The organism is Rhizobium giardinii bv. giardinii H152, assembly GCF_000379605.1.
Classification (GTDB): domain Bacteria; phylum Pseudomonadota; class Alphaproteobacteria; order Rhizobiales; family Rhizobiaceae; genus Pararhizobium; species Pararhizobium giardinii.
This window is the reverse complement of sequence record NZ_KB902694.1, coordinates 12,433-32,968: the sequence shown is the minus strand read 5'-3', so window position 1 is coordinate 32,968 and position 20,536 is coordinate 12,433. Positions and strand designations below refer to the sequence as shown.

Here is a 20,536-nt window from a genome sequence, read left to right as displayed (position 1 = left end):
CCCACGTTTCTCTTTCTCTCTATTCAATTGTCAAAAAACCGACGGTCAAAACCGTCCAAAACCTTTACCCCGAGAGCCCGAAGCGTCACCGCCTGAAACCCCAAATCCGCCCGCCATTTCTCAAAGAAACTTCAGAGCGAGTTCGTCGGTCGCCAGCAGCGCCGCCGCCCTCGTTGGTGAGCGGTTTATAGTCCCACCCCTCAAACGAAGTCAACAGCTCAATTTCAAAAAAATCAATTTTCTCGTAAGCAACTGATATTGCTGTGATATTTCAGCAAGCGCCGTAACAGACCATAGAATCGAGATAATCAGTCAGGTTCCGGCGGCCGAAATCCCCTCCTCCCGGCGAAAATGGAAGAAAGGCATTTATACGCCCCCGAAAGCGCCTTCCCGGATGCCGGCGCCGGGCACCCGATCGATCGCTGTCGCCGGACCGGCCAAGACCTGGTTGCCGCCGTCACGGCCTCCTCGACAATCCGGCGCCGAACGATAAACTCCAGCCAATTCGATACGGATAAAAAGGGCCACCATGGTGGCAGCCAAGCCATTCTCGACCTGATCTAAAAGGGACGGCGACATGCAGGACAGGCTTTACATCGACGGCGAATGGGTCAGGCCTGAAAAGGGCGGGACATTGGATGTCGTCGATCCGGCGACCGAAGCGGTGATCCACAAGGCTCCGGCCGGCACCAGCGGCGACATCGACAAGGCCGTGAAAGCTGCGCGCTACGCCTTCGATTCCGGGCCCTGGCCGCACTTCACGGGAACCGAGCGGGCCGCCTATCTGCGCGCCATGGCAGACAAGATCGCCGAGAAGCGGGAGTTTCTCGCCAGGCTCGAGGTCGCCGACAACGGCAAACCCCTGCCCGAGGCGCTGTGGGACATCGACGATGTCGTCAACTGTTTCAATTATTACGCCGGCCTTGCCGAGGAACTCGATCGCAATCCGGAAGAAACGATCCCGCTCAGCGAACCGCGTTTCTCCTCGCGGGTGGTACGCGAGCCATTGGGCGTCGTCGGCGCCATCACCCCGTGGAACTATCCGCTGCTGATGGCCGCCTGGAAGGTGGCCCCGGCCCTTGCCGCCGGCTGCACCATGGTGCTGAAACCCTCGGAACTGACGCCGCTCACCGCACTTGAACTGGGCGTCATTGCCGAGGAGGTCGAGCTTCCGGCCGGTGTGCTCAACATCGTCACCGGTACCGGGCCGCAGGCCGGCGAGCCGCTGACCGAGCATCCGCTGGTCGACAAGCTCGCCTTCACCGGCTCGGTCTCCACCGGCCGCAAGGTGATGATGGCCGGCGCACAGGACATCAAGAACGTCAGCCTGGAGCTCGGCGGCAAATCTCCTTTCGTCATCTTCGCCGACAGCGACATCGACAAGGCCGTCGAATGGATCATGTTCGGGATCTTCTGGAACCAGGGCCAGGTCTGTTCGGCAACCTCGCGCGTACTGGTCCAGGCAAGCATCTATGACGCCGTGGTTTCGCGGCTATGCGACGAAGCGGCGAAGATCAGGATCGGCAACGGCATGGACGAGGGCACCCTGCTCGGCCCGATCGTTTCCAGGGGGCAATACGACAAGATCGTTTCAGCAATCGAGCGCGCCCGCATCGACGGTGCGACGATTGCCTTTGGCGGCAGGCGCCCCGCCGGTCTCGACCGCGGCTACTTCATCGAACCGACAGTGCTCACCGACATCAGCGAGGACAGCTACGTCTGGAAGGAGGAGATCTTCGGCCCCGTCGTCTGCGTCAAGCCGTTCAAGGACGAGGACGATGCGATCCGCATGGCCAATGACAGCCGCTTCGGGCTTGCCGCCGCCGTCATGTCGAAGGACGTGATGCGCGCCGAGCGCGTGGCCGAGGCGCTGCGCGCCGGCATCGTCTGGGTCAACTGCTCGCAGCCGACCTTCGCCGAAGCGCCCTGGGGCGGCTACAAGCAATCCGGCATCGGCCGCGAACTCGGCCGCTGGGGACTTGCGAACTATCTGGAGACGAAGCAGATCACCCGGTTCAACAGCGACGAGCCGTGGGGGTGGTATATCAAGGGGTGAGGTGATTTCGAGAAGGCGGGCGGTGACTTTCACGCACGGGTGCCCCCTTGCCGGCGTCGGCGATGACGCGATCGGAAACACGATCTGTCACGTCAGACGTTTGAACGTCCATTTGACGACATATTCGCCGCTGCGCTTCCTTTTGGTTTTGGTCCGCACCCGGACCGGTCCTCCGAGCGCAATCTCAGCGTCCTCGAAGGCACGGCGCGCCTCGGCGATGGCCTGGTGATAGGCGCTGTTGTCACGTTTCGGGCCGTGAGCAAGCGCCTTCAGAAGGGCGATGGTTTCCTGCTTGTCTTCGGCCATGGATTGGTCGTACTCCTTTGCGGCCGCGCATCAATCCATGTGGCTATGCCGAACACATAGTGGTCCCATACACGAACCAAGGCGCCCTTCTCAATCCAAACCTCCGGCTTCAAATCTGCGGCAGCATGGGACGAAAGCCATCACGTCAGCAAGAGCACGCGGCGTATGATCAAAGCCGAATTGCCGTTTCCTCTTTCGCCGTGCGAATTATCATCATGGTGAAGAAGCGGGCGACATTGGTCTGATCGCGGAATAACCTCTCGCAGAGAGAGTCGAATTCTTCCATATCGCGCAGGCGCAGCATTAAGACGACATCGGTTTCGCCGGTAACGGCATAGGCATGTGAAACCGCCTCTTCGGTGATCGCGATGTCCAGAAAGCGGCGCATATGCTGTTCGCCGTGCAATTTCAGTTCCACCGCAACCAGCGCCTTGATCACACGCCCGGCCTTTGCCGGGTTCAGGATCGCGACAATCCGGTCGATCACGCCTGATTTTTGCAGCCGCTGTGTGCGGCGCAGGCAGCTGGAGGGAGACAGGCCCACCTCGTCTGCCAGATCGACATTCGTGCGCGATGCATCGCGCTGCATAAGGTTCAAGAGCTTCCGGTCGATCCGATCCATTTTTCCCAGCATACCCATCAACCGCGCCGTTGCAATAAAATTGCACCATTCTGCAATTTTTTGACCACAAATGCGAACCGGCTCGGGCTAGCAGATCGAGGTAACCGGAAAGGAGCCTCCGATGCTGTTGTTGATGTCCGCCTTGCGCAAAGCCAGGGAAACCCTCGAAATCTACTGGGTGCTCGTCAAGGTCACGATTCCCATCGCGATCTTGACGGAGCTGTTGTCGAGAATGGGAGCGATCGAGATGGTGGCCCCTGTTTTTGCGCCGGTCATGCATCTCGTTGGGCTTCCCCCGGAGCTGGGTCTGGCTTGGCTGACGGCAATGCTCGTCGGGATATGGGGCGCCGTCCCGCTTATTTTCACGCTCGTTCCTGCATCGTCGCTCAGCGAGGCGAATATCACGGTTTTCTCGGCGCTCATCCTGTTCGCGCACGGCCTGCCTGTCGAGCAGAAGATCATTCAGAAGGCGGGCCCGGGCATGATCGCCACGACGGTGCTGCGCATCGCAGGCGGTTTGTTCTACGCTTTTCTACTGCACCATGTTCTGACGGCCACAGGCTGGTTGTCGGCTCCGGCGAGCCCGGCCTGGATTCCCATAAGCTCCACACCCGATTGGGCCGAATATCTCCGTGGTCTTGGAGAGACCATGATCTGGATGTTTGTCATCCTCGTCGTCCTGTCCTGGGGCCTTGAAATTCTCAAGGTGACGGGAGTGCTGGAATTGCTGATGAAGGCTCTTTCGCCTGTCTTGCGCCTCGCCGGTATTGGGACCGAAGCGGGGCATCTCACCGCTGTCGGATTGTTCCTGGGGATTTCCTACGGCGCCGGTCTTCTGATCCGCGAGGCGCAATCGGGGGCAATATCACCACGTCAGATCTTTCTTTCCTGTGTGTTCATGGGCTTCGCGCACAGCGTGATTGAGGACACTCTCGTCGTGATCTCGCTTGGCGCCAATGTTCACGGCGTTCTTGCCGGGAGGCTCGCCTTCGCCGTAGCGGCAACTGCCGCGATTGCCGCTCTGCTTCGCCACCTGTCAGACAAAACATTCTTTGCGCAGATATTTCGGCTGAGCCCTATAAATGCGGCGGGACGATGAGCTATGAACGAAACACTGCTTTTGGCTCGGCGAACTACAGTTCGCCGCTCCGCCCGGAAAGTTTGCACGCGCGACAATGACCGGTGCGTCAGCGTTCACCTGACCCCAACAAGTAACGCCCGATAGACCCTATTCCGCTGCTTCTGCCCGCGGCGCCGGGACATAATTGAGGATCGGTCCCAGCCAGCGTTCGACGTCCTCGATCGGCATGTCCTTGCGCGCGGCGTAGTCCTCGACCTGGTCGCGCTCGACCTTGGCAACGCCGAAATAATAGGCTTCGCGGTGACCGATATAGAGGCCGGAGACCGAGGAGCCCGGCCACATGGCAAAGCTTTCCGTCAGCGTGACGCCGATTTCCTCCTCCGCATTCAGCAGACGAAACAGAGTTGCCTTCTCCGTGTGATCGGGCTGCGCCGGATAGCCAGGAGCAGGACGGATGCCGGCGTAGGGCTCAGCGATCAGCTCGGTTGGCGAGAACATCTCGTCCGGCGCATAGCCCCAAAGTTCCTTTCGCACATATTCGTGCATGCGCTCGGCAAATGCCTCGGCGAACCGGTCCGCGAGTGCTTTCACCATGATCGAGGAATAATCGTCGTTGGCGCGCTCGAAGCGCTCGGCGATCGCCACTTCCTCGATGCCGGCGGTCACGACGAAGCCGCCGAGATAGTCGCGGTTGCCGCTCTCCACCGGTGCGACGAAGTCGGACAGCGCCACGTTCGGGCGGCCGTCGCGCTTGCTCATCTGCTGGCGCAGCGTAAAGAACCTGGCAAGGTCCGCCGTCCGCGTCTCGTCGGCAAACAGTCGGATATCGTCTCCCACCGTGCCGGCCGGCCAGAAGCCGACCACGGCTTTCGGCGCGAACCATTTTTCGGCGATGACCTTGGCCAGCATGGCCTGGGCATCGGCAAAGAGCTGGCGGGCAGCCTCGCCCTGGCGTTCGTCGTCGAGAATTTTCGGGTAGACGCCCTTCAACTCCCAGGTCTGGAAGAACGGCGTCCAGTCGATATAGCGCGCGAGTTCCGCCAGATCCCAATCCTGAAACACACGGGTGCCGAGGAAGGACGGCGTCTTCGGCTGATAGGCATCCCAATCGACCTTCTGCGCGTTGGCGCGGGCCCTTGCCAGCGGCAGCCGCTGCTTTTCCAGCTCGTTGCGGGCATGCGCGTCGGCGACCTTCCTGTATTCCGCGCGGACGGTTTCGACATAGCCATCCTTCGCTTCCGGCGACAGCAGACTGGAGACGACGCCGACGGCGCGGCTGGCATCGGTGACGTAGACCGCCTGCCCCTGCCGGTAGCGCGGGTGGATCTTGACCGCCGTGTGCACGCGGCTTGTCGTGGCGCCGCCGATCAGCAGCGGAATATCAAAGCCTTCGCGCTCCATTTCGGCGGCCACATGCGCCATCTCGTCAAGCGACGGCGTAATCAAGCCGGAAAGGCCGATGATATCGACATTTCTCTCGCGCGCGACCTCGAGGATTTTCGCGGAATGCACCATCACGCCGAGATCGATGATCTCGTAATTGTTGCAGGCAAGAACGACGCCGACAATGTTCTTGCCGATGTCGTGCACATCGCCCTTCACCGTCGCCATCAGCACCTTGCCGGCGCTCTGGCGCTCGCCCTCGCCGCCACCCGCCAGCCGCTCGGCTTCCATATGGGGCAGGAGAACCGCGACCGCCTGCTTCATCACGCGCGCCGACTTCACCACCTGCGGCAGGAACATCTTGCCGGAACCGAAGAGGTCGCCGACGACATTCATGCCGGCCATCAACGGGCCTTCGATGACATGCAGCGGCCGGGCGGCATTTTCCCGCGCTTCCTCCGTGTCGGCGTCGATGAATTCGGTGATGCCGTTGACCAGCGCATGCTCCAGCCGCTTTTCGACGGACCATTCACGCCATTTGAGGTCCCGCTCCTTGGCCTCCCTGCCGGCCGTTCCCTTGAAGCGTTCGGCCAGTTCCAAGAGCCGCTCGGTCGAATCGGCGCGGCGGTTGAGCACGACATCCTCGCAGGCTTCCTTCAGCTCCGGCTCGATCTGGTCGTAGACCGCAAGCTGTCCGGCGTTGACGATGCCCATGTCCATGCCCGCCTGGATGGCGTGATAGAGGAACACGGCGTGCATTGCCTCGCGCACCGGCTCGTTGCCGCGAAAGGAGAAGGAGAGATTCGAGACGCCGCCGGAAATATGCACATGCGGCAGGGTCTCGATGATCTCCCGGGTCGCCTCGATGAAATCGACGCCATAATTGTTGTGTTCGTCGATACCGGTCGCCACCGCAAAGATGTTCGGATCGAAGATGATGTCTTCCGGCGCAAAACCGGCCTGTTCCGTTAACAGCCTGTAGGCGCGGGTGCAGATCTCGACCTTGCGGGCCTTCGTATCGGCCTGCCCCTTTTCGTCGAAGGCCATGACGACGACCGCGGCGCCATAGGCGCGGCAGAGTTTTGCATGATGCAAAAAGGCTTCCTCGCCTTCCTTCATCGAGATCGAGTTGACCAGCGGCTTGCCCTGCACGCATTTCAGCCCGGCCTCGATGATCTCCCATTTCGAACTGTCGATCATCACAGGCACGCGGGCGATATCCGGCTCGGCGGCAATCAGGTTAAGGAATTCGACCATCGCCTGCTTCGAATCGATCAGGCCCTCGTCCATGTTGACGTCGATGATCTGGGCGCCGTTCGCCACCTGATCGCGGGCGACATCAAGAGCGCCCGCATAGTCCCCGGCGGTGATCAGCTTGCGGAACTTGGCCGAGCCCGTGACGTTGGTGCGCTCGCCGACATTGACGAAGGCAATGTCCTTGCTCAGCGTGAACGGCTCCAGCCCGGACAGCTTCATCAGCCGCGGCACCTCGGGAATCTGGCGCGGCGGATGTTTCGAAACAGCCTCGGCGATGGCGCGGATATGAGCCGGCGTCGAGCCGCAGCAGCCGCCGACGATGTTGACGAGGCCTTCGCGGGCGAAACCCTCGATCTGCGCCGCCATCTCCTCAGGGCTTTCGTCGTAGCGGCCGAATTCGTTCGGCAGACCTGCATTAGGATAGGCGCAGACGAAGGTATCGGCGACGTCGGAGATTTCCGTCAGGTGCTCGCGCATGGCATTGGCGCCGAGCGCACAGTTCAGCCCGATGGTGAAGGGGTCGGCATGGCGCACCGAATGCCAGAAGGCCGCCGGCGTCTGGCCGGACAGCGTACGGCCGGACAGGTCGGTGATCGTGCCGGAAATCATCACCGGCAGGCGGACGCCTTTTTCGATGAAGACCTCTTCGGTCGCGAAGATCGCCGCCTTGGCGTTCAGGGTGTCGAAGATCGTCTCGATCAGGATGATGTCGACGCCGCCATCGATCAGGCCGCGCAGCTGCTCGCCATAGGCGATGCGCAGGTCGTCGAAGGTTACGGCGCGGAAGCCCGGATTGTTGACGTCGGGCGAGATCGAGGCAGTGCGGTTGGTCGGTCCGAGCGCGCCGGCGACGAAGCGGCGCTTGCCGTCGACCTGCTGCGCCCTGAGCCCTGCACGACGCGCCAGCCGGGCCCCGTCGCGGTTCAGTTCATAGACCATCGCCGCCATGCCATAATCGGCCTGGGCGATCGAGGTGGAGGAGAAGGTGTTGGTCTCGATGATATCGGCGCCGGCAATGGCGTAGTTGTAATGGATTTCCTCGATCGCGCCGGGCTGGGTCAGCGTCAGGAGGTCGTTGTTGCCCTGGAGATGACAATCGCAGCCGGCGAAGCGGTCGCCGCGGAAATGCTCTTCGCCGAGGCCAAGCTGCTGGATCTCCGTGCCCATCGCGCCATCCATGATCAGGATGCGTTCGCGCGCCGCCGCTTTCAATGCAGCCATGACTTCCGAACCATCGGGACGGGGTGAAACGGCGCCGAAAAGGGCTTCGATGGCGGACATGGGAAATCTCCCGTTCTGAAAACGACAAAAAAATCGAAAATCACAAATCACATAAAGATATCTTTATGTCAATATATGCGCTTGAAAATACCGAAACTTGCGCAAAAAAGAAACGGGCCCGTTTCAGGCGAAACGGGCCGGTCGGCGAGACATCAATCGAATGGCGCGTCAGAGCCGCTTCAGGCAATCGTCCAGTTCGTAGATGGCGCAGAGGATGTGATAGAAGCTGCTCGCCGGCGCCGGCTCGTCGACAAAGCTGCCGTCAGCCTTTTGCTTGTCGCGCCACAAACCCGACACCGGCGTGTCGAGAAACTTCATGAGCGCCGATGCAGCGCGCGCGGAGGAGCGGAGATAGCGCTCGCGTTCCTCGCCCTGCGTCAGCGCCGCAAAGCGAATCGCGGCCTTCAGCCATTCCGTCTGCGGCCACAGCCGGGCAACCGCATCGGCCACCGAGAAATCGTCGAGAAGCGTCATCACGGCCACGTCGCGCGGCTGCGCGATGCCATATTGCTCGCCGATTTCGAACAGGCGGCGCGCCTTGACGAGCGCATCGGCATTGCCGCGCCGCTCGCCCCAGCGCAAAAGCAGCCAGGCCCATTCGAACTGGTGGCCCGGTTCGACGATGCGGCCCTTGTCGCCCGGCATCGGCGACCAGTCCTGATCGAAGAATTCGCGTAGCGCGCCGGTTTCCCTGTCGATGAAATGCCCCATGCACAGCGCTGCAATCTCATCGGCAAGATTGGTCCAGGCGACCGCGTCGAACCCTTCGACGTCCTCGCTTGCCAGGCATGCCTCGAACAGGTGCATATGCGGATTGGAGCAGAGCGGCAGGCGCGGCGGATTGTCCTCCTCGAAGCCGGCCGATGGATGCTTGCAATGGGCCTCGAGCTTTTCACGCAGCGTATTGCTGCGTTCGATCATCTCCGCCTTCCGCTCCGGAAAGACCTGGGCGAGATAGGCAAAGGACAACAGGGCGAAGGCCTGATTGTAGAGATCGAACGACGCGTCGATCAGGTTGCCGTCCGCGTCGGCGAGCGCCCCGTAAAAGCCGCTCGGCTGCAGATAGACCCGATCGAAATAGGCAATGCCGCTCCTGGCCACGCTTTGCCAGTCTCCCGGCCAGCCGCGACGGCCCGCTTCCGCAAAGCAATAGACCTGGCGCGGTTGGACGCGCGACCGGCGGTTCGCCCGCGTCGGCTCGCCCGTCATGTCGATCGTCTCGACGAAACCGCCACTCGACACGTCAAAGCCCTTGCCACGCCACATCGGCAGCGCCGCATTGGCGAGCCAATCGTTCAGTTTCGCAGAAAAGCCGGCAATATCCATCGTCAGTATCCGTCCTCTCCTACGCGTCGAGTTTCAGCGCGCCGATATCCTTGCCGAGGATGGCCGCAAGCGCCTCGACCACCATGTTGTGATCCTCGCGCTGCGGCAGGCCGGACACCGTGACCGCGCCGATGCAGGCCGTGCCTTTCACGACGATCGGGAAGCTGCCGCCATGCGGCGCAAACTCGGTGTCCGGCAGGCCGAACTTGGCCTGCAGCGTGCTGTCCTGCCTGGCGAGCGTCAGGCCGATCGCATAGCTGCTTTTGAAAAAACGGAAGACGCAGTTGCGCTTGCGGCGCACCCAGCTCGGATTGTCGGGCGTCGATCCTTCCAGCGCCGCATAGAAGACCGGCATCGAAAACAGCGTCACGTCGATCACGACGCCGAGCTTCCGTTCCACCGCCATATCCCGCAGCAGCGAGCCGAGTTTCCAGCCGGTTTCCAGGCCAAAGCTGTCGAACTGCAGTTCCTGTTCCTGCAGCGCGATGCGTTCGAGATCCTTGTCGACGTTCATAGCGCCGTCTCCTTTGCTTTCAGTCTTTCCAGAGCCAGGCGGCACCGCGCACACCGGAGCTGTCGCCGTGCACCGCCTTGCGGATCGGCGTTTCGAAACTGTCGCCGAAAATATATTTGACAATCAAATCCGGCAGTTCGTCGTAGATCTCGTCGACATTGGATATGCCGCCGCCAAGCACGAAGACATCGGGATCGACGATATTGGTGAGCAGCGCCAGGCTGCGGGCGAGCCGGTCGACGAAGCGCTCGTAGACTGCGGTGGCGGCCGGATCGCCGTTGCGCTTGTCGGCGATGATGTCGCGTCCGCGCCGGTCGATGCCCGTCGTCATCCGGTAATCGAGTTCGACGCCGGTGCCGCAGGCATACATGTCGAGGCAGCCATGTTTGCCGCACCAACATTTATGGCCGGGATATTCGTCCTTTGTCATCCAGGGCAGCGGATAGTGGCCGATTTCGGCGGCGATCCCCTGATAGCCGGCATGCACATGCTTGCCGATCGCAAGCCCCCCGCCGTGGCCGGTGCCGACGATGACGCCGAAAACCGTATGCGCATCCTTGCCGGCGCCATCCACGGCTTCGGACACCGCAAGACAATTGGCATCATTGGCAAGCCGCACGTCGCGGCCGAGCGCTGCCTGGAGATCGCGCCCGAGCGGCTGGCCGTTCAAGAGCACGGCATTGGAATTGCGCACGATGCCGGTGCGCGGATTGGGACTGCCGGGAATGCCGATGCCGATCGTCCCCTGTTCGCCGGCCATCTGCTCGGCCGTGGCGACAAGTTCCTGCACCGCGCGGATGCAGGCATCATAGCCGCTGGTCGGCGTGGCGATGCGGTGACGGGCACGCGTCGTGCCATCGCGATCAAGCGCGATGACTTCCATTTTCGTGCCGCCCCAATCAATTCCAATGAACATGTCGGATCAAACTCTTGTGCGTCTCGTTGCAATGCGGCGCGTCATCGGCCGGGTCTCCTCCCGTTCCGCCGCCTTTGCTTAGCACCGGAAAAGCGTTTCGCGCCAGTCCGTCCGGCTGCGAAGCTCGCGAGAAAGTCCAGTTCCGGCCAAGCAGATGCAAATCCGCATCGGAAAACACTTGGCTTCGCGGCCGAGCTTTTGTAAGGGTTCTTTCCGGCTGGTCCCATAGCTCAGCAGGATAGAGCGCAGGATTCCTAATCCTGAGGCCGATGGTTCGAATCCATCTGGGATCACCAATTTCTTGAGAGTATGAGAGCGGCAGAATTTCGGCGCCGCCAACACTTGTTCCCTTTGAGCATCCAGTCCAACACATCGGCCCAAAGAAAAAGGCCGGGTGAAAACCCGACCTCTCCGACCCGCCTCGACAGCACTGCCAGTACATCCGTGGTCAGCCGCTGGAAACGAATTCCATGAGCGCAATATGGTGCACGAATGTAACCGTTTCAAGACATTGCCAGAAATAACCGCAAACAGGACCGCGCCTCAGGCCGCATCCAGCGCCATCGTCAGGTCGGCGATCAGGTCGTCCGGGTGTTCGATGCCGATCGACAGGCGGATGGTCGACTCCAGCACGCCGATCCGCTCGCGCACGTCCACCGGCACGCCGGAATGGGTCATCGTCGCGGGGTGACTGGCGAGCGATTCGGTACCACCGAGGCTGACGGCCAGCTTGAAGATCTGCAGCGCGTTGAGAAAGCGGAACGAGGCCGGCTGACCGCCGCGGATGTCGAAGGAGAAGGTCGAGCCGGCGCCGGTGCATTGCGCGGCAAAGGTCTTGCCGACCGGCGAGCCGGCGTCGTGATAGGGCAGATAATGGATCGTCTCGACCTTCGGATGATCGCGCAGGAAATCGGCAATCAGACGCGCGTTGCTGTTGGCCTTTTCCATGCGGATCGACAGGGTTTCCAGCGACCGGCCGAGCATCCAGCAGGAATGCGGATCCAGCTGCGTGCCGATGGCGCCGCGCAACGCCTTGATCTGCTTCATGATCGCCTTGGTGCCCAGCGCCGCTCCGGCGATCAGGTCGGAGTGGCCGCCGACATATTTGGTCAGCGAATAGAGCGAAAGATCCGCACCGTGCTCGATCGGCCGCTGGAAGACTGGTCCGAGCAGCGTGTTGTCGCAGGCGACGATCGGCGTGTGCCCCTGGGATTCGCCGATCCTGTCGGCGATCCGCCGGACCATCGCGACATCGACGAGGCTGTTGGTCGGGTTGGCCGGCGTTTCGATCAGGATCACCGAGACACGGCCCTTGGCCATGGCCGCATCCGCTGCCTGCTGCACCGACACCTCGATGACGCCATCAGCAAATCCGACGGCGGCGACCCCCATGTTGAGGAAGGTCTTCGCCAGGAGCGTCTCGGTACCGCCGTAGAGCGGCTGCGAATGCAGGATCGCATCACCCGGCCTGACGAAGGCAAGAAGCGTCGTGGCGATCGCCGACATGCCGGAGGAAAACAGCGCGCAGCTTTCGGTGCGCTCATAGACCGCCAGGCGGTCCTCGACGATTTCGCTGTTGGGGTGATTGAAGCGGGAATAGACGAGGCCCGCGCCTGTGCCCGCCGGCGGTTCGCGGCGACCGGAGACGAAGTCGAAGAAGTCACGGCCCTCCTCCGCCGATTTGAAAACGAAGGTCGAGGTCAGGAAGACCGGCGGCTTAACCGCCCCCTCGGACAATTCCGGATCGTAGCCATAGTTCAGCATCTGCGTTTCCGGATGCAGTTTATGATTGCCGATATGGGTTTTGGAAGGGTGTGGAGCGGTCATGACGGTCTCCGGCGTTTTGATGCGATCGACGCAGTCTACATCAAGTTCGATCGCTACTTCTTGCCAATCCGACCACGTTTGAGACTAAAAGTTGCGTGCCGGCGATCAAATCTGGACAAAATCCGGAATTTCCGGCGGCGCCAAATGTCTGGAAGCCCGCAAAGAATACCGAGGCCCGCCCGGCAAACACTCTGGGCCCGAGGCGGCCGAGTTGGCTGCGGCCCTCGCCTGATTATTTGCGGTCGATCTGCCGCAAACGGCCCTGCCTGCTCCCCCGCATCAGGTCACGTCATCAGTGCACGTCGGTTTGTGCATCGTGCAGGATATTCATCTGCTTGCGCTCGCGCGCCATGTCGCTGACGGCGGCCCGCAGCCGCGGGTGCCGGGTCATGAAGATGTTGAAGTCGCGCCGGTCGAGCTTCAGGAACTGGCAGAAATCCACCGCGATCACGTCGGCGGTGCGCACGCCGCCGCTGAGCAGGGCCATCTCGCCGAAAAAGGCGCCCGCTTCCAGGAGAATCGCCTTGTCCGGCAAGCGCACCTCGACCGCGCCGGCCGCAATGAAATACATGGCGTCGCCGCGCTCGCCGACCCTGATGACCTTGTCGCCCGGCGAGGCCGACGCCGGCCGGAACAGGAGAAGAAGCTCCTCCAGGGCATGTTCATTGACCTCGGAAAACATCGGGAAGGTGTTCACCAGTTGCTGCTTCTTCAACTGCTGCTGGCTTTCCTTCTCCTCCGCCTTTTCGCGGATGACGTCGAGATCCCGCGTCAGCGCGGCAAATTTGGGCTGACCGTACTGGCTTGCGAACGCAGGCATGGCGCTGCCGATTGCCGCTTTCAGTTTCGCCGCGACACCGAACATCAGAGGGTTCAGCGTGATCGAAAGAATGGCGCCCGCAAGGATCAGGTCGTGGCCTTCCTGTGACAGGAGCCCGAGCGAGACGCCGAGCCCGGCGACGATGAAGGAGAACTCGCCGATCTGCGCCAGGCTTGCGGCCACCGTCAGCGCCATCGACAGGGGATAGCGCAACAGCAGCACGAAACCGGCGGCGATCAGCGACTTGCCGCAGGTGATCAGCGCCAGGATGGCGATCACGGCAAGCGGCTGGTGGATCAGCACCATCGGGTTGAACAGCATGCCGACCGAAACGAAGAACAGCACCGAGAAGGCATTCTGCAACGGCAGCGAATCGGCCGCGGCCCGATGGCTGAGGTGGGATTCACTCATGATGACGCCGGCGAAGAACGCCCCGAGCGCGAAGGACACCCCGAAGATCGTCGCCGAGCCGAAGGCGATGCCGAGCGCTATGGCCAGAACGGTGAGCGTGAACAATTCCCGCGAGCCAGTGCGCGCGACCAGCGTCAGCAGCCACGGCACGAGCCGCGGTCCGAGCACGACGGCCAGCACCGCAAAGGCGCCGAGCTTGACCAGCGTGAGGAGGATGGTGAGCGCGATCGACGAACCGCCCGCGTCTGCAGCATGCGCCGCTGCCCCATCGCCCAGCACCTCCGCGACGATGGGCAGGAGGACGAGCGTCAGGACCATCGCCAGGTCCTCGACGATAAGCCAGCCGATCGCCACGCGGCCGTTGGGCGAATTGACGAGGTTTCGCTCCTCCAGGGCCTTGAGCAGCACCACAGTGCTGGCAACGGAAACACAGAGGCCGAAGACCAGCCCGGCCCCGAGGCTCCAGCCCCACAGGGTGCAGAGACCCATGCCGAGCAACGTCGCAAGGATGATCTGGCCAATGGCGCCGGGAATGGCGATACCGCGAACAGCGATGAGGTCCGATGCGGAGAAATGCAGCCCGACGCCGAACATCAGCAGGATGACACCGATTTCAGCCAGCTGCGCCGCAAGGTTGCTGTCGGCGTTCAAACCCGGCGTAAACGGCCCCATCAAAACGCCGGCAACCAGATAGCCGACGAGCGGCGGCAAGCGAAGCCTGTCCGCAAGATAGCCAAAACCGGCGGCAAGCACGAAGCTGATCGCCACCGTCGCTACCAAAGCCATATCCTGATGCACGCCCTGCTCCCGCCTGCCTACGGCTGTTGCGCCGATACGATGTCTCGACATCGTATGCTGTCCCTGACGCTTTTATAAAGTGGCACCTCAGGAAAATGACGGGTTTATCGCCAACAACCGGCCAACGATCCCGTCCTTCTGCGCGCAAAGCATCTTCATCCGTCAACCTGAACGGGAATTGCCCGTGCGGCTTCACGATGAAATCGGCATGTACCAGACGTTGACGGAGCCATGCGATGTCTTTTGGACCGCCCGAATCGCCCGGGCGACGCACCGCTATCGCACAGAAAGCCGCCGGTCGGGCCGATCGAATTGTCCACGACGTCGATAGGCGGCCGGACCTCGCGCCACGGTCGTCGATACAGTCGGCCAGCACCTGGCCGATCCGGGTGCCGTCTGCGTCTTCCTTGATGTCGCTCGCCTCGCCGCATCGTGATACTATGCGAACGGCGAGTCTCCGACCGGCGTAAATGGACGTGCAGCAAAACGATCCGGTCACGTTCTGAGCATGCTGCCCAAATTTTAGGCTGCGGATGCAGAGCACCTATTTTAGGCATTGCCAAGATTGCTGCACTGCGTCATCTATGCGCCATGGCTTATTTTGACCTCACCATTCTCGTCATCGATGAGAACGCGATCCGCGCCTCCATCATCGAGGAAGGATTGCGCGAGGCCGGCCACACGAAAGTAACCGTGGTCCATGAAGTCAATGGCATCGCTCGAATCATCGAGACGCTGCAGCCGGACGTGATCGTCATCGATCTTGAAAACCCCAATCGCGACATGATGGAGCACCTGTTCCAGCTCACCCGCACGGTCGGCCGGCCGATTGCCATGTTCGTCGATCGCTCCGACACGGCCTCGATCGAGGCGGCGGTGGAAGCCGGCGTCTCCGCTTACATCGTCGACGGCCTGAAGAAGGAGCGCGTCAAGCCCATTCTCGACATGGCCGTCAGCCGCTTCAATGCCTTCAGCCGGCTGCAGCGGGAACTCGCCGACGCCAAGTCGGCGCTGGAGGAACGCAAGATCATCGAGCGGGCCAAGGGCATCCTGATGAAGATGCGCGGCCTTTCCGAAGAGCAGGCCTTTGCGCTGCTGCGCCAGACGGCCATGAACGAAAAGAAGAAGATATCGGATATCGCCCAGAGCGTGGTTACAGCGGCAGGATTGCTGATGTGATGAGCGCGCGCCAGTCCGACATCTTCCGGGAGACATTGGAGTGAACATGATCACCAACCTCACGGAATTGAGCGGCGACGGCCGCCTTGCCGCACCGGCAGGCCTTGCCGGCGAAGGTTCGCGCACCCTGCGCGCCGGTTTCATTCCGCTGGTCGACGCCTCGGTGCTGATCGCCGCTTGCGAGTTCGGCTTTGCACAGAAGGAAGGCCTCACCCTCAACCTGGTCAAGGACGTTTCCTGGGCGAACGTCCGCGATCGGCTCGCCTTTCGGCAGTTCGACATTGCCCATATGCTCTCGCCCATGCCCGTCGCCTCGATGCTCGGTCTCGGCTCCAACCCGTCGCCGACGATCACGCCCTTCTCGTTGGGGCGCGGCGGCAATGCGATCACGCTGTCGACACGGCTTTTTGCCCGGATGCGCGAGACGGCGGCCTTGCCTGAAACGGCGGGCGCCCTGGAGAACGCGCACGCGCTTGCGAAGGTTATTGGAGAGTTGAAGGCGCGCGGCGAACCCTTGCCGACATTGGGCGTCACCTACCCCTTCTCCTCGCACAATTACGAATTCCGCTACTGGCTGGCGGCAGGCGGCATCGATCCGGACCGCGACGTCAAGCTCGTCGTCGTGCCACCGCCGATGACGTCGGACGCTCTCGCCGCCGGCGCCATCGACGGCTTCTGCGTCGGCGCGCCCTGGAACATGGTCGCCTCGGAGCGCGGCGTCGGCCGTATCGTCGCCGCCAAGCAGGACATCTGGCCGTCCGCGCCGGAAAAGGTGATCGGCATGCGGCCCGAATGGGCTGAGACGCATCCGGAAACGGTCTCTCGACTGATCGTCGCGCTGGATGCGGCGGCCCGCTGGTGCGACCGTCCGGACAATCACGACGCCCTGGCGGAAGCGCTCGCCGATGCACGGTATCTCGCTGCACCGGTCGACATCATCCGCCGCGTGCTGGCCGGCGAATTCAATCTCGATGACCGGGGCAACCGGCGCATCATCGACAGCTATTTCGCCTTCCATGCCGGGTTCGCCAACTATCCGCGTCCGAGCCAGGCCCTGTGGATCTACAGCCAGATGATCCGCTGGGGCCAGACCGATCTTTCCTCCGCCGGCATGACGGCGGCAGCGGCGGCCTATAGGCCCGATATTTACCGCCTGGCGCTTGGGGCGAACGTCGCACCACTGCTGGATGACGATATTCGCGTCGAAGGAGCCTTGGACGGAGACCGCTTCCTGGACGGGCAGATTTTCGACCCGCTCCGGATGGATGACTATATTGCCGGGTTCGCGGTCAAAAGCTCGGCGCTCGGCGGCCACGCCGGCGACGAAATCTAGCGCCGCAGCTTTTGCATTGCACAAAATTCGCACCTGAACTTGCTGCCGCAAAAGCAACAGATGAAATTTTTAGCACAATACAGCATCGATCAAAAATTACTCATTCGGCAAATCGGCGCAAAAATCCATACAATTTCAAGGCCATAATTTTTCCGCTCCAAACTGGCACGGGCTTTGCATGACATGAATCGCTCCGGTCAATGGCGACCGCAGTAAGACGAACGCCCGATAGGCGTTCGCAAAAGACATCGACGTCGCAAGGGTTTTGCAGTCCGGGATTCCTCCTTCCCGAAGACGCAAATCTCCGAGCGGCGTTTTTTTATTGCCCAAATCCGACCGGCCACAGCAGAGGGAACTGTTCATGAAGACGACTTTCAGCAACGGCATCAGCCGCCGCAGCCTACTCAAAACGACCGCCACCGCTGCGCTGTTCGGCGCCATCAAGACGGCCTTCCCGTCGGGCGCCTTTGCCGCCGGCGCAGGCCCGGAAGTGACCGGCGTCAAGCTTGGCTACATCGCGCTGACCGATTCGGCGGCGCTGATCATCGCCAAGGAAAAAGGCTTTTTCGAAAAGCACGGGCTTCCGGACGTCGAGGTTGCCAAGCAGGCTTCCTGGGGCGCGACACGCGACAACCTCGTCCTCGGCGGTGCAGCCAACGGCATCGATGGTGCCCATATCCTCTCGCCGATGCCGTATCTCATGCACACCGGCAAGGTGACGCAGAACAACGTTCCCGTACCGATGGCGATCCTCGCCCGCCTGAACTGTGACAGCCAGGCGATCTCCGTTGCCAAGGAATATGCCGATACCGGCGTCCAGCTCGACGCCTCGAAGCTGAAGGCCGCTTTTGAGAAAAAGAAGGCTGACGGCGGCGAAGTGAAGGTGGCGATGACCTTCCCCGGCGGCACCCATGATCTCTGGATCCGCTACTGGCTGGCCGCAGGCGGCATCGACCCGGACAAGGACGTCTCGACCATCGTCGTGCCGCCGCCGCAGATGGTGGCGAACATGAAGGTCGGCAACATGGACTGTTTCTGTGTCGGCGAACCGTGGAACGAACAGCTCGTCAATCAGGGCATCGGCTTTACCGCAGCATCGACCGGCGAACTTTGGAAGGGACATCCGGAAAAGGCGCTAGGCATGCGCGCCGATTGGGTCGAGAAGAACCCCAACGCCGCCAAGGCGCTGATGATGGCCGTGATGGAAGCCCAGATGTGGTGCGAAAGCATGGACAACAAGGACGAGATGGCCGCGATCGTCGGCAAGCGGCAATGGTTCAACGTGCCGGTGAAAGACATCATCGGCCGGCTGAAGGGCGACATCAACTACGGCAACGGCCGCGTTGCGCACGGCACCGACCTCTACATGAAATTCTGGGCGAACGGTGCTTCCTACCCGTTCAAGAGCCACGACACCTGGTTCATGGCCGAGAACATCCGCTGGGGCAAGCTGGCGCCTGACACGAACATCAAGGCACTGGTCGATCAGGTGAACCGCGAGGACATCTGGCGTGCAGCCGCAGCCGACCTCGGTGTCGCGGCAGCCGACATTCCGGCCTCGACCTCGCGCGGCAAGGAAACCTTCTTCGACGGCAAGGTCTTCGATCCGGAAAACCCCTCTGCCTATCTCGATAGCCTGTCGATCAAGGCCGCGTCCTGATCAAAACAGCCTCGGCGCGGGACCCCCTGCGCCGATTTCCTCTTAGCTTTCAGGAGTTCTTCCATGCCCGCACTGGCCCGCACGGAAAAAATCGCAACGGCTCAACTGCCGAAGACTAGCGCAAGCGTCCTGCCCTTCTCCGGCCGGCCCGCCACGAAAACGAAGCCGAAGCAGATCGCGGTCGCGCTCGCACGCAATGTCCTGCCGCCGCTCGTCGTGCTCATCGTCATCCTGACGATCTGGCAGATCCTCTGTTCAGGCGCCGGCGCGACGCTGCCGCCGCCGTCGCAGGTCTGGGAAGAAAGCTACGACCTGATCGCCTATCCGTTCTTCGACTACGGCTCGCAGGATATCGGCCTTGGCTGGCGGGTGCTGATCTCGCTGCAGCGCGTTGCCTACGGTTTCGGCCTTGCCGCGATCACAGGCGTGCTCATCGGCGCAGTCATCGGCCAATCCGTCTGGGCCATGCGCGGGCTTGATCCGATCTTCCAGATTCTCCGCACCGTTCCGCCGCTCGCCTGGCTGCCGCTGTCGCTCGCTGCCTTCCAGGATTCCAATCCATCCGCGATCTTCGTGATCTTCATCACCTCGATCTGGCCGGTGATCATCAACACCGCCGTCGGCGTGCGCAACATCCCCCAGGACTACCGCAACGTCGCCAAGGTGCTGTGCCTCAACCAGTTCGAATTCTTCTTCAAAATCATGCTGCCGTCGGCAGCCCCTTACATCTTCACCGGCCTTCGCATCGGCGTCGGCCTGTCCTGGCTCGCCATCGTCGCGGCTGAAATGCTGACCGGGGGCGTCGGGATCGGCTTCTTCATCTGGGATGCGTGGAACTCGTCGCGCCTGCCCGACATCATCGTCGCGCTCGCCTATATCGGCGTCGTCGGCTTCATCCTCGACAAGCTGGTTTCAGCCGTCGGCTCCATCGTCACTCGCGGCGCATCCGCCAACTGAGGATACAGTCATGAGCGCCTATCTCAAACTCGACCATATCGACAAGCACTTCGACCGGGGTGGTCAACGCGCCGAGGTGTTGAAGGGTATCAACCTGACGATCGACAAGGGCGAATTCGTCTCGATCATCGGCCATTCGGGCTGCGGCAAGTCGACCCTGCTCAACCTGATCGCCGGCCTGACGCCGGTTTCGTCCGGAGCCGTGCTGCTCGAAAACCGGGAGGTCAATGCACCCGGACCGGAACGCGCCGTCGTCTTCCAGAACCACAGCCTGCTTCCCTGGCTGACGGTCTATGAGAACGTCAACCTCGCCGTCTCCAAGGTTTTCGGCAGGACGAAAAGCAAGACGGAACGGCATGACTGGGTCATGGCCAATCTCGACCTCGTGCAGATGGGCCATGCCAAGGACAAGCGGCCGTCAGAGATTTCCGGCGGCATGAAGCAGCGCGTCGGCATCGCCCGGGCGCTCGCCATGGAGCCGAAGATCCTGCTGCTCGATGAGCCCTTCGGCGCGCTCGACGCCCTGACGCGGGCACATCTGCAGGATGCGGTGATGGAAATTCACTCCCGTCTCGGCAACACCATGGTGATGATCACCCACGACGTCGATGAAGCAGTGCTCTTGTCGGACCGGATCGTCATGATGACCAATGGCCCGGCGGCCTGCATCGGCGAAGTCCTCGACGTGCCGATTGCCCGGCCGCGCAACCGCATCGAGCTCGCTTCCGACCGGACATACCTCAAGTGCCGCGAGGCCGTGCTGAAGTTCCTCTACGAACGCCACCGTTTCGTCGAAGCCGCGGAGTAAC

At 61.8% G+C, this 20,536-nt stretch carries 16 protein-coding genes and 1 tRNA gene; 9 read left to right on the top strand and 8 right to left on the bottom strand.

Going from position 1 to position 20,536, the window contains the following annotated elements; all coding sequences use genetic code 11:
- On the top strand, window positions 1-256 hold a 256-nt coding region (locus A3AY_RS40175; RefSeq protein WP_210163028.1), incomplete at its 5' end, for a hypothetical protein.
- A gap of 321 nt (window positions 257-577) precedes the next feature.
- Entirely contained in the window at window positions 578-2,056 is a 1,479-nt protein-coding gene (locus A3AY_RS0124085) for an aldehyde dehydrogenase family protein (protein WP_018328247.1), read from the top strand.
- Between the two features lie 87 nt (window positions 2,057-2,143).
- Here A3AY_RS0124085 and A3AY_RS0124080 read toward each other — a convergent pair whose 3' ends face one another.
- Together A3AY_RS0124080 and A3AY_RS0124075 are read right to left on the bottom strand one after the other, a co-directional pair.
- Window positions 2,144-2,362: a hypothetical protein gene (locus A3AY_RS0124080; protein ID WP_018328246.1), complete on the bottom strand. Its 219-nt coding sequence runs from the start codon at window positions 2,360-2,362 to the stop codon at window positions 2,144-2,146.
- Window positions 2,363-2,531: 169 nt separating this feature from the next.
- On the bottom strand, window positions 2,532-2,984 hold the full coding sequence (locus A3AY_RS0124075; protein ID WP_018328245.1) for an Lrp/AsnC family transcriptional regulator: 453 nt from the start codon (window positions 2,982-2,984) through the stop codon (window positions 2,532-2,534).
- Between the two features lie 121 nt (window positions 2,985-3,105).
- On the opposite strand from A3AY_RS0124075, the gene A3AY_RS0124070 reads away from it, so the two are divergent.
- Window positions 3,106-4,083, top strand: a complete 978-nt coding sequence (locus tag A3AY_RS0124070) for a nucleoside recognition domain-containing protein (protein ID WP_018328244.1) — start codon at window positions 3,106-3,108, stop codon at window positions 4,081-4,083.
- Between the two features lie 129 nt (window positions 4,084-4,212).
- On the opposite strand, the gene metH is transcribed toward A3AY_RS0124070, so the two are convergent.
- The 4 genes from metH to A3AY_RS0124050 form a co-directional block, all read right to left on the bottom strand.
- The gene (metH, locus tag A3AY_RS0124065) at window positions 4,213-7,986 is read right to left on the bottom strand and encodes a methionine synthase (RefSeq protein WP_018328243.1); all 3,774 of its coding nucleotides are present in this window, start codon (window positions 7,984-7,986) and stop codon (window positions 4,213-4,215) included.
- Between the two features lie 168 nt (window positions 7,987-8,154).
- A complete protein-coding gene (locus tag A3AY_RS0124060; protein WP_018328242.1) occupies window positions 8,155-9,312 on the bottom strand; it encodes an AGE family epimerase/isomerase in 1,158 nt (385 codons plus the stop codon).
- Between the two features lie 19 nt (window positions 9,313-9,331).
- A complete protein-coding gene (locus A3AY_RS0124055; RefSeq protein WP_018328241.1) occupies window positions 9,332-9,826 on the bottom strand; it encodes a heme-degrading domain-containing protein in 495 nt (164 codons plus the stop codon).
- 19 nt (window positions 9,827-9,845) lie between these two features.
- On the bottom strand, window positions 9,846-10,742 hold the full coding sequence (locus tag A3AY_RS0124050) for an ROK family protein (protein WP_018328240.1): 897 nt from the start codon (window positions 10,740-10,742) through the stop codon (window positions 9,846-9,848).
- Between the two features lie 219 nt (window positions 10,743-10,961).
- On the opposite strand from A3AY_RS0124050, the gene A3AY_RS0124045 reads away from it, so the two are divergent.
- Window positions 10,962-11,038, top strand: a tRNA-Arg gene (locus tag A3AY_RS0124045).
- 247 nt (window positions 11,039-11,285) lie between these two features.
- On the opposite strand, the gene A3AY_RS0124040 is transcribed toward A3AY_RS0124045, so the two are convergent.
- Together A3AY_RS0124040 and A3AY_RS0124035 are read right to left on the bottom strand one after the other, a co-directional pair.
- Window positions 11,286-12,569 (bottom strand): cystathionine gamma-synthase family protein, encoded by a 1,284-nt coding sequence (locus A3AY_RS0124040; protein WP_018328239.1) that lies wholly within the window; start codon window positions 12,567-12,569, stop codon window positions 11,286-11,288.
- Between the two features lie 292 nt (window positions 12,570-12,861).
- Window positions 12,862-14,598: a cation:proton antiporter domain-containing protein gene (locus A3AY_RS0124035; RefSeq protein ID WP_026203776.1), complete on the bottom strand. Its 1,737-nt coding sequence runs from the start codon at window positions 14,596-14,598 to the stop codon at window positions 12,862-12,864.
- Between the two features lie 591 nt (window positions 14,599-15,189).
- Here A3AY_RS0124035 and A3AY_RS0124030 point away from each other — a divergent pair.
- The 5 genes from A3AY_RS0124030 to A3AY_RS0124010 all read left to right on the top strand — a co-directional run bounded on the left by A3AY_RS0124030 (window position 15,190) and on the right by A3AY_RS0124010 (window position 20,535).
- Window positions 15,190-15,777 (top strand): ANTAR domain-containing response regulator, encoded by a 588-nt coding sequence (locus A3AY_RS0124030; RefSeq protein WP_018328237.1) that lies wholly within the window; start codon window positions 15,190-15,192, stop codon window positions 15,775-15,777.
- A gap of 46 nt (window positions 15,778-15,823) precedes the next feature.
- Complete coding sequence (locus tag A3AY_RS0124025) at window positions 15,824-17,110, top strand: CmpA/NrtA family ABC transporter substrate-binding protein (RefSeq protein ID WP_018328236.1); 1,287 nt, start codon at window positions 15,824-15,826, stop codon at window positions 17,108-17,110.
- Window positions 17,111-17,471: 361 nt separating this feature from the next.
- A complete protein-coding gene (locus tag A3AY_RS0124020; RefSeq protein WP_018328235.1) occupies window positions 17,472-18,770 on the top strand; it encodes a CmpA/NrtA family ABC transporter substrate-binding protein in 1,299 nt (432 codons plus the stop codon).
- 63 nt (window positions 18,771-18,833) lie between these two features.
- Window positions 18,834-19,727: a nitrate ABC transporter permease gene (gene ntrB, locus A3AY_RS0124015; protein ID WP_018328234.1), complete on the top strand. Its 894-nt coding sequence runs from the start codon at window positions 18,834-18,836 to the stop codon at window positions 19,725-19,727.
- 10 nt (window positions 19,728-19,737) lie between these two features.
- A complete protein-coding gene (locus tag A3AY_RS0124010) occupies window positions 19,738-20,535 on the top strand; it encodes an ABC transporter ATP-binding protein (protein ID WP_018328233.1) in 798 nt (265 codons plus the stop codon).
- Window position 20,536: the final 1 nt, after the last annotated feature.

Excerpts from the sequence above, each read along its gene's own strand:
- A3AY_RS0124085 (WP_018328247.1), top strand. The coding sequence starts at position 578 with ATGCAGGACAGGCTTTACATCGACGGCGAATGGGTCAGGCCTGAAAAG.
- A3AY_RS0124080 (WP_018328246.1), bottom strand. The coding sequence starts at position 2,362 with ATGGCCGAAGACAAGCAGGAAACCATCGCCCTTCTGAAGGCGCTTGCT.
- A3AY_RS0124075 (WP_018328245.1), bottom strand. The coding sequence starts at position 2,984 with ATGGATCGGATCGACCGGAAGCTCTTGAACCTTATGCAGCGCGATGCA.
- A3AY_RS0124070 (WP_018328244.1), top strand. The coding sequence starts at position 3,106 with ATGCTGTTGTTGATGTCCGCCTTGCGCAAAGCCAGGGAAACCCTCGAA.
- metH (WP_018328243.1), bottom strand. The coding sequence starts at position 7,986 with ATGTCCGCCATCGAAGCCCTTTTCGGCGCCGTTTCACCCCGTCCCGAT.
- A3AY_RS0124060 (WP_018328242.1), bottom strand. The coding sequence starts at position 9,312 with ATGGATATTGCCGGCTTTTCTGCGAAACTGAACGATTGGCTCGCCAAT.
- A3AY_RS0124055 (WP_018328241.1), bottom strand. The coding sequence starts at position 9,826 with ATGAACGTCGACAAGGATCTCGAACGCATCGCGCTGCAGGAACAGGAA.
- A3AY_RS0124050 (WP_018328240.1), bottom strand. The coding sequence starts at position 10,742 with ATGTTCATTGGAATTGATTGGGGCGGCACGAAAATGGAAGTCATCGCG.
- A3AY_RS0124040 (WP_018328239.1), bottom strand. The coding sequence starts at position 12,569 with ATGACCGCTCCACACCCTTCCAAAACCCATATCGGCAATCATAAACTG.
- A3AY_RS0124030 (WP_018328237.1), top strand. The coding sequence starts at position 15,190 with ATGGCTTATTTTGACCTCACCATTCTCGTCATCGATGAGAACGCGATC.
- A3AY_RS0124025 (WP_018328236.1), top strand. The coding sequence starts at position 15,824 with ATGATCACCAACCTCACGGAATTGAGCGGCGACGGCCGCCTTGCCGCA.
- A3AY_RS0124020 (WP_018328235.1), top strand. The coding sequence starts at position 17,472 with ATGAAGACGACTTTCAGCAACGGCATCAGCCGCCGCAGCCTACTCAAA.
- ntrB (WP_018328234.1), top strand. The coding sequence starts at position 18,834 with ATGCCCGCACTGGCCCGCACGGAAAAAATCGCAACGGCTCAACTGCCG.
- A3AY_RS0124010 (WP_018328233.1), top strand. The coding sequence starts at position 19,738 with ATGAGCGCCTATCTCAAACTCGACCATATCGACAAGCACTTCGACCGG.